The organism is Stenotrophomonas sp. 115C5, from assembly GCF_056861055.1.
Genome location: NZ_JBSPUQ010000004.1, coordinates 20412 through 33003 on the forward strand (window position 1 = coordinate 20412; position 12592 = coordinate 33003).

11 protein-coding genes are annotated in these 12592 nt (G+C 67.2%); all 11 read right to left on the reverse strand.

Annotated features, from left to right (window positions below; all coding sequences use genetic code 11):
- Positions 1 to 80: 80 nt before the first annotated feature.
- Positions 81 to 2141 (reverse strand): flagellar biosynthesis protein FlhA, encoded by a 2061-nt coding sequence (gene flhA / locus AC13FN_RS06930; RefSeq protein WP_180836375.1) that lies wholly within the window; start codon positions 2139 to 2141, stop codon positions 81 to 83.
- Positions 2142 to 2185: 44 nt separating this feature from the next.
- On the reverse strand, positions 2186 to 3316 hold the full coding sequence (gene flhB / locus AC13FN_RS06935) for a flagellar biosynthesis protein FlhB (protein ID WP_057504315.1): 1131 nt from the start codon (positions 3314 to 3316) through the stop codon (positions 2186 to 2188).
- Between the two features lie 227 nt (positions 3317 to 3543).
- Positions 3544 to 5790 (reverse strand): CocE/NonD family hydrolase, encoded by a 2247-nt coding sequence (locus AC13FN_RS06940; protein ID WP_049434702.1) that lies wholly within the window; start codon positions 5788 to 5790, stop codon positions 3544 to 3546.
- Positions 5791 to 5906: 116 nt separating this feature from the next.
- Positions 5907 to 8042, reverse strand: a complete 2136-nt coding sequence (locus AC13FN_RS06945) for a putative bifunctional diguanylate cyclase/phosphodiesterase (RefSeq protein ID WP_482984518.1) — start codon at positions 8040 to 8042, stop codon at positions 5907 to 5909.
- Positions 8043 to 8317: 275 nt separating this feature from the next.
- Positions 8318 to 9109: a flagellar biosynthetic protein FliR gene (gene fliR, locus AC13FN_RS06950; RefSeq protein WP_005409539.1), complete on the reverse strand. Its 792-nt coding sequence runs from the start codon at positions 9107 to 9109 to the stop codon at positions 8318 to 8320.
- Positions 9110 to 9122: 13 nt separating this feature from the next.
- The gene (locus AC13FN_RS06955) at positions 9123 to 9392 is read right to left on the reverse strand and encodes a flagellar biosynthetic protein FliQ (RefSeq protein WP_005413254.1); all 270 of its coding nucleotides are present in this window, start codon (positions 9390 to 9392) and stop codon (positions 9123 to 9125) included.
- Between the two features lie 51 nt (positions 9393 to 9443).
- On the reverse strand, positions 9444 to 10223 hold the full coding sequence (gene fliP / locus AC13FN_RS06960) for a flagellar type III secretion system pore protein FliP (protein WP_054171698.1): 780 nt from the start codon (positions 10221 to 10223) through the stop codon (positions 9444 to 9446).
- A 1-nt stretch (position 10224) separates the two neighbouring features.
- Positions 10225 to 10623, reverse strand: a complete 399-nt coding sequence (gene fliO, locus AC13FN_RS06965; protein ID WP_180848852.1) for a flagellar biosynthetic protein FliO — start codon at positions 10621 to 10623, stop codon at positions 10225 to 10227.
- Positions 10624 to 10640: 17 nt separating this feature from the next.
- Entirely contained in the window at positions 10641 to 10976 is a 336-nt protein-coding gene (gene fliN / locus AC13FN_RS06970) for a flagellar motor switch protein FliN (RefSeq protein WP_005409543.1), read from the reverse strand.
- Positions 10973 to 11977 (reverse strand): flagellar motor switch protein FliM, encoded by a 1005-nt coding sequence (gene fliM / locus AC13FN_RS06975; RefSeq protein WP_010482429.1) that lies wholly within the window; start codon positions 11975 to 11977, stop codon positions 10973 to 10975. The genes fliN and fliM overlap by 4 nt, the downstream gene beginning before the upstream one ends.
- A gap of 10 nt (positions 11978 to 11987) precedes the next feature.
- Complete coding sequence (locus tag AC13FN_RS06980; protein ID WP_005409545.1) at positions 11988 to 12503, reverse strand: flagellar basal body-associated FliL family protein; 516 nt, start codon at positions 12501 to 12503, stop codon at positions 11988 to 11990.
- Positions 12504 to 12592: the final 89 nt, after the last annotated feature.

Genomic DNA, 12592 nt, shown 5'->3' on the forward strand with positions numbered 1-12592 from the left:
CGGTGCGGGTTCCCCTTGGTATCTGTCTGTTGCGTTGGTTCGAAAGTGGTGTCTGTTTTCTGGCGCATCGGAGAGCGGTGTCAGCTGATCGTTCCGACCAGCTTCAGGCGCTTGTCCTCCGGCACCTCGCTGTACGCCAGGACCGACAGCGACGGAACGCTGTGGCGGACCAGGCGCGCCAGCGCGGCGCGCACCGGGCCCGGTACCAGCACGACTGCCGGCTCGTTTCGCGCTTCCTGCTTGCTGACACATTCGGCCAGGCTCTGGTGCAGTCGCTCAGCGAGTCCGGGTTCCAGCGCGGCGCCGTTGCCCTGCGTGGACTCCTGCAAGACACGTTCCAATTGCGGGTTGAGGGTGAACACCGGCAGCTCCGCCGACATTCCGGCGATCTCCTGCACGATGAAGCGGCCCAGTGCGGTGCGCACGGCGGCGGTCAGCACAGCCGGGTCCTGGCTGTTCGGCGCGTGTTCGACCAGGGCTTCGGCGATCTTGCGCAGCTGGCGGATCGGAATGCGCTCGACCAGCAGGTTCTGCAGCACGCGCACCACCGCCGACAGCGGCAGAGCCTTTGGCGTCAGATCTTCGACGAGCTTGGGCGCGCTCTTGGCCAGGTTGGCCAGCAGGTGCTGCACTTCCTCGTGGCCGAGCAGTTCAGGTGCGTGTTCGCGGATCAGGTGCGAGAGGTGGGTAGCGACCACGGTGGCCGGGTCGACCACGGTGTAGCCCAGCGTTTCGGCCTGGGCGCGCTGGTGCGGCTGGATCCAGGTGGCATCCAGGCCGAACGCGGGGTCCTTGCCGGCGATGCCTTCCAGCGCGCCGAGCGCACTGCCCGGGTCCAGTGCCAGTTCGCGGTCCGGATGGATCTCGGCGGTGGCCACCGGCACGCCGTGCACCAGCACGCGGTAACCATTGGCCGGCAACTCCAGGTTGTCGCGGATGTGCACCGAGGGAATCAGGAAGCCCACGTCCTGGGTCAGCTTGCGGCGCACGCCCTTGATGCGCGCCATCAGTTCACCGCCCTGGTTGCTGTCCACCAGCGGAATCAGCCGGTAGCCGACCTCCAGGCCCAGCGGATCGACCGGGCGCAGCTCGTCCCAGCTCAGCTCGGCGGTTGGTGCCGGCGCGGCAGGGCGGCCCAGCGCATTGAGTGCGGCGGCGTCGTTGCCTGCGGCTGCCGGATCGGTGGCGGCGGTCTTGCCCTTGCGGTAGACCTTCCAGGCGATGAAGCCGAGGATCGCGGACAGCGTCAGGAAAGCGACGTTGGGCATGCCCGGCACCAGGCCGACCACGCCGATGATGCCGGCGGTGATCGCCAGTGCGCGGTACTGGCCGAACACCTGGCCGGTCATGGCCTGGGCCATGTCCTGCGAACGCGAGGCGCGGGTGACCAGCATCGCCACTGCGCTGGACACCAGCAGTGCCGGCAGCTGCGCCACCAGGCCGTCACCGATGGAGAGCAGGGTGTAGGTGGCGGCGGCGTCGCCGAACGGCATGCCATGCTGCAGCACGCCCACGGCCAGGCCGCCGAGCATGTTGATGAACAGGATCAGGATGCCGGCGATGGCGTCGCCGCGGATGAACTTGCTGGCGCCGTCCATCGCGCCGTAGAAGTCGGCTTCCTCGCGGACTTCTTCACGGCGCAGCTTGGCTTCTTCACGCGTCAGCAAACCGGCGTTGAGGTCGGCGTCGATCGCCATCTGCTTGCCCGGCATGGCGTCCAGGATGAAGCGCGCGGTCACTTCCGAGACGCGGCCGGCGCCCTTGGTGATGACCACGAAGTTGATGATGGTGAGGATCGCGAACACCACGATGCCGACCGCGTAGTTGCCGCCGATCACGAATTCGCCGAAGGCGGCGATGACCTTGCCCGCGGCGTCGTGGCCGTTCTGGCCGTTGAGCAGGATGACGCGGGTGGACGCCACGTTCAGTGCCAGCCGCAGCATGGTGGTGATCAGCAGCACGATCGGGAAGATGGTGAAGTCCAGCGGGCGCTTCACGTAGACCACCGCCAGCAGCACCATCAGCGAGATGGCGATGTTGAAGGTGAACAGCGCATCGAGCACCGGCGCGGCCAGCGGCACCACGACCATGGCCAGCAGGGCCAGCACGATCAGCGGTGCGCCAAGGCCCTGACGGATCATTTCCAGGGCGCGGCGGGTGTTGAAACCGGTGGAGGGCTGGGCGCTCACGGGCGGCCTCCCTTGCCGAATTCATCCACCTGGATGTGCGGGGCGTCCGGCATCGGGCCAGTGCGCCAGGCGCGCAGCTGGTAGACGTATGACAGGACCTGGGCGACGGCCGAATACAGTCTCACGGGGATTTCCTTTCCGAGTTGGCCTTCCCGATACAAGGCGCGTGCCAAAGGCGGGGCGGAGACGATCGCGACCTTGTTGCCGTCGGCCACTTCACGGATGCGCAGGGCGGTCTCGTCCACGCCCAGCGCAACCACGGTCGGGGCGTTCATGGCACCACCTTCGTACTTCAGGGCCACCGCGTAGTGGGTGGGGTTGACCACCACCACGTCGGCGGTGGGTACCGCTTCCATCATCCGGCGGTTGGCCATCTGCTGCTGCAGCTGGCGGATGCGGCCCTTGACCTCGGGGCTGCCCTCGCTTTCCTTCATTTCCCGGCGCAGCTCTTCACGCGTCATCTTCAGCTTGCGCATCCAGTTCCAGCGCTGGTACGGCGCGTCGATGGCGGCCAGCACCAGCATGGCGCCGGCTGTGGCCAGCAGCAGGCGCAGGGTGAAGCCGAGGCCGTCGGTGATGGCGGTCTCCAGCGGGTGGTGGATCAGCCCGCGCAGGGTGTCGAAGCCGGTCCAGACCACCATCCCGGCAGCAACACCGACGAAGGCCACGCGCAGCAGCGATTTGGTGAACTCGGCGATGGCCTCCGGGCCATACAGGCGCTTGAGCCCGCTCATCGGGTTCATGCGGTTGATGTCGGGCAGCAACGCCTTCTGCGACCAGCGCAGGCCACCCATCACCAGCGGTGCGACGAAACTGGCCAGCAGGCAGACCAGCACCAGCGGTGCGATCACCAGCATGAACTGCAGCAGCAGGTCGCCGAAGTGGCCGAACAGTTCCTTCGGGTTCTGCCGAAGGCTCTGTTCCGGGCTGAGCGCCTGCTTCATCCAGGCCGTTGCGCCGCGGCCGATCGAGCCGCTCATGGCCATCACCGCCAGTACGCCGGCACCGAACACGGCGGCGGTGCCGAGTTCGCGCGAGCGCGGCAGGTTGCCCTGTTCACGGGCATCGCGCAGGCGTTTTTCGGTCGGTTGTTCGGTCTTTTCGCCGGCGGATTCGTTCTCGGACATCACGGGCACTGCGGCAGGGGATGCCGGGGTGCGTGCAAGAACTGTTCCACGCATGGCGTGGATCTACCGACGGCCCGTCTTGTAGAGCCGAGCCCACGCTCGGCTGCGGTTGGGTCCAGGCGCGAAGCGCAGCCGAGCGTGGGCTCGGCTCTACCGGAGGGTGCTGCAGGAATCGTTCCGTGATGGCGGGCGGCGGCACGGGTAACGCCGGGCCGTGCCCGGCGCAATCACCCGTCCGGCGTCACCAGCTGCAGCGGAATCGACAACACGCTGTCGCTGTGCCACTCCACGTGCAGGGGGGCACCTGCATCTGCAACGCTCTCGTCGCTGACATCGCGGCCGGTGCCGTGATTTACCTGGTGCATGGCGTCCTTCAGCACATCCACCTTCACCAGCAGGCGGCTGCCTGCAGCCAAGCGGCGGGCGACCATGCGCGTGCGGTCGAAGGGCAGGTGGGTCCATTGCCCCGGCTGCAGCAACTGGCGCGTGCTCGGGTCACGCACGTGGCTGGCCCGGCCCAGGTAGTAGGACAGCTGCATCCGGCGTCCATCGGCGAGCAGCTCGTACAGGGTGACGGTGAAATCGAAGTCGCGCTTGTTGAGGCGGACCTTCAGGTCGCCAGAGAAGCTGCCGATCAGGTCCATCGGTGCGGTGAACGGTTCGGAGGCGAAGGCCAGCGCGGTATCAGCTTCATCCTGTGCTGCGACGATGGGGAACGGGTAGTAGCCATGCCGCATTTCATTGCGGTCGGCCAGGTCCACGGTCTGCCCCAGCTGGCCCGGCGCTGGCGGCTGTTCCTGCAGGCGGTGGTAGCCATCGGCCGAAGCGGGTGCGGCCGACAGGTGGTAGCGGCGGTGGGCACCCGCGGCGGCGTCCAGCGTTGCCGCATGCCCCCAGCGGTTGCTGCCCATCAGCTGGTAGTTCACGCGGTCGGGTACCAGCGCCGGGCGAGGGGCGCCGCGCAGCACATGGTCCAGCCACTGGAAGGTCAGTGCAGGCGTGTCGAACTGCGCGACGGCATCCAGGTCGTATCCGCGCAGCTGCATCGGTTTGAGCGCCGACTGCGCACCGCGATGGTCGTAGGGGCCGATCAGCAGGGCATGATCGGCATCAGGGCGGTGCCGCAGGTGGTCCTTGAAGTACTGCAGTGCCGAGATCTGGCCATCGTCGTAGTAGCCGGTGATGGTCAGTACCGGGATGCGGATGTCATCGAACTGGTCGCCATAGGGAACCATTGACTGCCAGTAAGCGTCGTACACCGGGTGGTCGAGCCAGCGCTGAAGCCAGGGATTGGGCGTGCCATCGACGTGGTCAATCTGCCGGTAAGGGCGGCCGGAGGCATACCAGCGGCGCGGCAGCTGCGACCAGCGTTCGTTCTGGTCGTAAGTGTCGTTGTCCAGCATCGGGCCATTGGCCACATAGAACGCCCAACCGTAGTTGGCACTCAGGAACACGTTGTTCTCCATCGGCAGGCCCTGGCCGGGGATGGCGGCAACGTAGGGCACGATGGTCTTCAACGCAGGATGGTGGTGGCGCGCCGCAGCCCAGGCGGTGAAGCCCTCGTAGCTGCCGCCATACATGGCGACCCGGCCATCGCTCCATGGCTGGTGGCTGATCCAGTCGATGGCCGCGTTGGCGTCCTCGCCATCGTGTTCGTAGGGCGCGATGGTGCCGCTGCCTTGGCCCTTGCCGCGTGCATCGACCACGATGCCGGCGTAGCCATGCGCGGCGGCCAGCAGCATCTTCTGCCGGTTCTTCGGCGGATCGGTGTAGATGGTGAACAGCATTGCCGTCGGCAGAGGTACCGATGCGGCGCGAGGGCGGGCCAGCTGCGCCGACAGCACGACGCCATCGCCAACGGGGATGCGCAACGCGTCGTCGATGGCGAAGCGGCGCTGCTCTTCCGCCGCGACCAGCGGAGGGGCCAGTGCGGCGGCCAGGGTCTGTGCACGCAGTACCGCCCGCAGCCGCAGCAGGTCCAGGGCGACGGCCTCGGCGATGGTCGCGGCACCCGCCTGCGCCGCGATGGCCTGCTCCAGCTGGGCGCGCACTCGGGCCGGCTCAACCGAGAGCGCGGCATCGGCCTGCACCGCGGCGACGTCGTCGAGGGCAGCGAAGGTGCTGTGGAAGGCACGCACATAGGCGGCGTTGTCCCGCTCGCCGGCGGTGGCGAGCAGCAGCATCGGCAGCCAGCGCTGCATCGCCGCGGTGTCGCCGTCGCTTGCCAGCGATGCGCGTACCCGCTGGATCGATTGCCGCGCTTCGGCCGTCTGGCCCATCGCCAGCAGCGCGTGGCCGCGCTGTGCATCGCTCAGGCTGTAGGACTTCAACACGCCCTTGCCGAGGACCTGCAGGGCGGCGTCGACCTGAGCCGGGGAAGCATCGGTGGGCAACGACCACGGCAGATCAGCGGCGGCGGCATGGCCGACAGCAAGGGCCAGCAACAGGCCGGCAAGGATGGTGCGTAGGGCCACGGACGCTTCCTTGGAGGGTGGTGGAACGGCGCATCCACGCATGGCGTGGATCTACCGAAGGCCAACCAATGGTAGCGCCGGGCCGTGCCCGGCGGGAGCCGAGCGCAGGCTCGGCTCTACAAAGAAGCGTTGTCGCTGGGCGGTGGGCTCTGCGCCAGCTCCACCCGCGGCCGGGGCAGGTCGTGCAGCTGCATGAAGCGCGCCGCATCGACCGGGCGGCCGAGCAGATAGCCCTGCAGGTAATCGCAGCCCAGCCGTTCCAGGTAGGCGCGCTGGGCGGCGGTTTCCACGCCTTCGGCGACGATGTCCATGTCCAGCGCATGGCCCAGCGCCACGATGGCCGAGACGATCACCACATCCTCGGCGCTGTGCTCCAGATCGCGCACGAACGCGTGGTCGATCTTGATCTCGGTAGCCGGCAGCCGCTTCAGGTACAGCAGGCTGGAGTAGCCGGTGCCGAAGTCATCGATGGAGATGCCCACGCCCAGCGCCGAGAGCGCCTGCAGCAGGCGCAGGCTGGTATCGGTATCGCGCATCACCGTGCTTTCGGTGATCTCCAGCACCAGGTGGCGCGGGGCAATGTCGTAGCGTTCGATCACTTCACGCACATCCTGCAGCAGGTGCGGCGAACTGAACTGTATCGGCGACAGGTTCGCCGACATCGACCAGCCTTCGTGACCGGCGTCATGCCAGCGGCGTAGCTGCAGGCAGGCCTGATCCAGCGCCCAGCGCCCGATGTCGTTGATCGCGCCGCTGCGCTCGGCCAGCCGGATGAAGCGGTCCGGCGGGATCAGGCCATGCTCCGGATGGCGCCAGCGGATCAACGCTTCGGCTCCGGCCACCTTCTGCGTGGCTACCTGGATCTTCGGCTGGTAGTGCAGGAACAGCTGCTCGCTGCCAATGGCCCGGCGCAGGTCGGCCAGCAGCCGGAACTGTTGCTCGGCGCTGTCATTCATCCAGTCGGCGAACAACACGAAGGCGTTGCGTCCGGATTCCTTGGCCTGGTACATCGCTGCATCGGCGAAGGCCATCAGCTGCCGCTCGCTGGCCGCGTGGTCGGGGCAGATCGCCACGCCGATGCTGGCGGCTACCTGCAGTTCGTTGTCCGGCAGCAGCGGTCCACTGCCGACCGCCTGCAGGATGCGCCGGGCGAGGGTTGGCAGATCCTCGTCGTGCTCGATGCGTACCACCAGCACGAACTCATCACCACCCAGGCGGGCCAGCATGTCGTGGGGGCGCAGCAGCTGGCGGGTGCGCTCGGCTACCGCCACCAGCAGCGCGTCGCCGGCCTGGTGGCCATAGGCATCGTTGACCTGCTTGAAGCCGTCCAGATCCATGAACATCACCGCGAAGCGGCTGCCGCCCTGTTCGGCCTCGGCCAGTGCCTGCACGATGCGCCGCTGCAGCAGCAGGCGGTTGGGCAGGCGGGTGAGCGGGTCGTGCAGTGCAGCCTGGGTCAGTTCCTGCTGTGCGTCGGTCAGCGAGGTGCTCAACAGGGAATTGCGCAGGCGCAGCAGCTGCGCCTCCACCCGCTGGTCCAGCCAGGACACCACCAGCACCACGGCCAGGATTGCGACGGTCAGTACCACCACCAGCATCGCCAGCCATTCGCTCTGCAGGCCATCGCCGACCGCCGCGCCACAGATGCTGCCTTCCGGAAAACGTGCGGCGGCCATGCCGGTGTAGTGCATGCCGACGATCGCCAGCCCGAGCAGGCCGGCCGCTGCCAGGCGGTCGCCGACACGGGTGCGCTGCGCACGCAGGCGGAACGCCACATACAGGGCCGTCCACGACGCAGCGACTGCCACCATCAGTGAAAACAGCAGCCAGCCCGGGTCATAGTCGATGCCCGGCTGCATGCGCATTGCGGCCATACCAACGTAATGCATGCCGGCGATGCCGGTACCCATCAACAGTGCGCCGCCAGCCAGGCGCGGATGCGGCAGGGTGCGCAGCGAGACCAGCCACAGTGCGAACACTGACGAGGCGATGGCCAGGGCCAGGGAGAGCAGGGTGATGGGCAGGTCGTAGCCGAGCGGAATGGGTAGGTCGAAGGCGAGCATGCCGATGAAATGCATCGACCAGATGCCCAGGCCCATGGCGAAGCCGCCGCCCAGCCGCCACCACCACGCCGCGCCCTTGCCGGGTGCGGTGACCGTGCGCCCGGCCATTGCCAGCGCAGTGTACGAAGCCATCACGGCAACCAGCAGCGAGATCGCCACCAGCCACGGGTTGTACGTGCCTACCAGCATTCGTCAGTCTCCCGGACCTGCCTGTCGACGGAAACCACGGTGGGGCATGCATGAGGCAGGCCGACGCCGGGCGGCGGCCACGTGCGGCATCCCCCCGGTTGCCGCGCATTCACTCTAACGCGCGGACCGGGGGGAAGGGCAAGCAGTAAAACGTGAAATTGCGCCCGTGTAGAGCCGAGCCCATGCTCGGCTGCCGCTCCCGCCGAAGACAGCCGAGCATGGGCTCGGCTCTGCAGAAACAAAGGCATGGCAAGCAGTAAAACGTGATGATCAGGTCAGTGTGTGACCGCGTCCGCAGCTTGGAAGGCGGCATCGAACAGGCGCTGTACCGGCGGGCCCATTTCCCCGGCCAGCAACGCCAGCAGGAACAGGCCCAGCAGCAGCGAGACCGGCAGGCCCAGCTGGATCGGGTTCAGCGCCGGGGCCGCACGGGCCAGCACGCCGAACGCCAGATTCACTGCCAGCATCGCCACGGTCAGCGGGATCGCCAGGGTCAGTGCGCCGCGCAGAACGGTCAGCAGGAAGGTCGGGGCGATGCTGAAGAAGGCGTGCGGGTCCGGCAGCGGTGCGCCGATCGGCAGCGCCCGGTAGCTGTCCACCACCAGTGAGATCAGCGCCAGATGGCCGTTGGCGGTGAAGAACAGCAGGCCGAACAGCAGATAGAACCACTGGCCGATCACGCCCGAGGTACCGCCACGCAGTGGATCACTCATCTGCGCGAAGGCCAGGCCTGTGCCCTGGGCGATCAGTTCGCCGGCCATCGCGCCGGCTTCGAACACCAGCCGTAGCAGGAAGCCGATGGATACGCCGATGGCCAGTTCGCGGGCGATGGTCAGGACCGTGGCGGCATCGAAACCGGTCCAGTCCGGTACTGGCGGCAGCAACGGCGCCAATGCGATGGCCAGGGTGCCGGCCAGGATCACACGGATCCGTGCCGGCACCGCGCGGGTGCCGACCATCGGCATGGCCATGGCCACGGCACCGATGCGCAGCATGGTCCACAGCACGGTGCCGATCATGCCGAAGGCCTGCAGGCCGTCGGCTGCCATCTGGGTGGCGGCGTCCATCGAAGCGCGTGTCCTAGCCGATCAGGTGTGGAATGCGCTGGAACAGCAGCGTGGTGAACTCCACCAGGTGGCCGATCAGCAGGCTACCCAGCGCGAACAGCACCGCGGTCAGTGCCGCTGCCTTGGCGACGAAGGCGATGGTCGGTTCATTGAGCTGGGTCGCGGCCTGTACCACGCCCACCACCACGCCCACCACCAGCACGGTGAGCAGCAGCGGGCCGGCCACCCACAATACGGTGATCAGGCCGCCACGCAGTTCGGTCAAGGCAAGTTCGGGAGACATTCGGATTCCATCTGCTTATGTAGAGTCGAGCCATGCTCGACTGCCTTTCGATCACGCCGGATTGAAGCTCGCCGCCAACGTACCCACGGTCAGCACCCAGCCATCCACCAGCACGAACAGCAGGATCTTGAACGGTGCCGACACCAGCATCGGCGACAGCATCATCATGCCCATCGACATCAGCACGCTGGCCACGACCAGGTCGATGATCACGAACGGGATGAAGATCAGGAAGCCGATCTCGAAAGCGGTCTTCAGCTCGCTGGTGACGAACGAGGCGACCAGCACCGGGAACGGAATCGCATCGGGGCTGGCGTAGGTGCCGTGCCCGGCGATGCCGGCGAAGGTCATCAGGTCGGTCTCGCGGATCTGCGCCAGCATGAAGGCGCGCAGCGGCGAGGTGGTCAGCGTCCAGGCGGTCTGGAAGTCGATGTCGCCGTTGAGGTACGGCGCCATGCCGGTGCTCCAGGCCTTGTCCCAGGTCGGCAGCATGATCATCGCGGTGAGGAACAGGGCCAGGCCCAGCAGCACCTGGTTGGACGGCGTCTGGCCGGTGCCCAGCGCCTGGCGCAGCAGGCCCAGCACGATGATGATGCGGGTGAACGAGGTCAGCACCAGCAGCATCGACGGGATCAGGGTGATCGCCGTCATCAGCAGCAGGGTCTGCAGCGGCAGGCTGACCGGCGCACCGCCGATCTTGCCGACGTTGATATCCGGCAGCGGCGTGGTCGGTGCGCCGGGCGCAGCGAACGCCAGTGCCGGCAACAGGCACAGGGCAAGCAACAGCAGCCACGGTATCAGGGTGGCAAGACGGGTACGGGTGACACGCATGTCAGGGGTCCTTGCGCAGCCGCTGCTGCAGCAGCTGGGCGAAATTCGGCAGGTTCTTGAAGTCCGGCACGCGCACCGGTGCCGGCGGCGGCAGCGGTTCGGGCAGGGTATGCAGGGTGTTGATGCCGCCGGCGGTGACGCCCAGCAGCAGTTGCTGGCCATTGACCTCGACCACCACCACGCGTTCCTTGGCGCCGACACTGAGGCTGGCCACCAGCTTCATGCCTTCGGCCGGGCGGAAGCCGCTGCCGGGCATGCGCTTGAGCAGCCAGCCGAGGCCGATGACCAGGGCCAGCACGGCCAGCAGCGCCAGCACCGCACCGAACAGGCTCGGTGCGGCGGCCGCATGCTGGCCGACCTGCGGGCCAACCGGGGCGGCGGCCTTGCCGACCGCCAGCAGGGTGGAGGCCAGCAGGCTCAACGCAGTCTCCGGATCCGCTCACTCGGGCTGACCACATCGGTCAGGCGCACGCCGAAGCGGTCATTGATCACCACGACTTCGCCATGGGCGATCAGGGTGCCGTTGACGAACACATCCAGCGATTCGCCGGCACCACGTTCCAGTTCCACCACCGAGCCCTGGTTGAGCTGCAGCAGGTTGCGGATCGGCAGGCGAGCGCGACCGACTTCCAGCGACAGGGTCACCGGCACGTCCAGGATCACGTCCAGGTTCAGGTCCGGACCGTTCGCCTCATCGGCCTGCAGGCTGCTGAACTGGGCCGGGGTCGGTTCGAGGGCGTCGATATCGTTCATTGCGGGTCTTCCTGGATGACGGGTGCGCGCGGGCGGGTGCCCGGCGGATGGGTAGCGGTGATCTTCACGGCGTTCATGCCGTTGGCGATGCCGAACTCGCCGGTGAACACGGGAATGTTCTCCACGCACAGCGGCACCTGCGGGCTGAGTTCGATCGGCAGGATGTCGCCGACCTTCAGCTGGGTCAGGTCGCGCAGGGTCATGCGCTTGCTGGCCAGCACGCTGGACAGGGTGACTTCGGCGATGTTGAGCTGTTCGCGCAGTGTCTGGCCCCAGCTCTCGTCGCGATCATTGCGGTCGCTCTGGATGCCGGCGTCGAGCAGCTCGCGGATCGGCTCCAGCATCGAATACGGCAGGGTCACGTGGATGTCGCCGCCACCGCCGTCGAGCTCGACGTGCAGGCGGCACACCACCACGTACTCGCGCGGCGTCACGATGTTGGCGAAGTGCGGGTTGATCTCCGAGTTGATGTACTCGAAGTCGACATCCATCACCGGTGCCCACGCCTCGCGCAGGTCGGCGAAGGTCTGCTTCAGCAGCAGGTGGATCACCCGCATTTCGGTAGCGGTGAACTCGCGGCCTTCGATGCGGGTGGGGTAGCGCCCGTCACCACCGAAGAAGTTGTCGACGATGGCGAACACCAGGGTCGGTTCGAACACGATCAGGCCGGTGCCGCGCAGTGGCTTGAAGCGGATCAGGTTCAGGTTGGTCGGCACATACAGCGAGTGCATGTAATCGTTGAACTTGATCAGCTCGATGCCGCGCACGGACAGTTCGGCCGAACGCCGGATCAGGTTGAACAGGCCGATCCGCCACAGGCGCGCGAAACGCTCGTGGACCATTTCCAGGGTCGGCATGCGACCGCGGATGATGCGGTCCTGGCTGGCGAAATCGTACGAACGGGCCTCGCCGGAGGGCGGTTCCGGATCGGTCTCGACCGCGCCACTGTCCACGCCGTGGAGCAGGGCATCAATCTCGTCCTGGGACAGCAGGTCATTCATCGGTGGGCCCTTACTGGGTCACGAAGCTGGTGAACAGCAGATCGTCGGCGCCGTTGCTGCCGGTCTCGGCCTTGAGCACCTTCTGCACCTCGGCCAGCGAGGCGGCCTGCAGCTTCTGCTTGCCGGCGACGTCGGCGATCTGATCGGGGCTGACCTGCGAGAACAGCATCAGCAGGCGTGCGCGGATGGCCGGCGCATGGGTCTTGATCGCTTCCAGCGCGGCCGGGTCACGGGTCATCAGCTGTACTTCCAGCTGCAGGTAGCGCGGACCGTCGACCGGGCCGTTGAGGTTGACCACGAACGCAGGGTCCAGCGCGAAGTACTGCGCCGGTGCCGGAGTGCTGGCCTTCTTCGGGGCCTGCGCGGTCTTCTCTTCGTGCTTGGACTGGGTGAAGAACCAGACGCCGCCACCGGCGGCAGCGGCGGCCAGTACGGCCACCAGTGCGGTGATCAGGATCGGACTACGCGGCTTGGCGGCCTTGTCCTTCTCGGCGGTCTTCTTGGTTTTGTCAGCGGCTGCGGCCACGGGGTGAAGCTCCTGAGGGTTGCTTCACCGGGATATGCAAGGGGTGTGCCGGAGCCGGGGCAGAGGGGGGCGACGGAATTCCGTCGGGG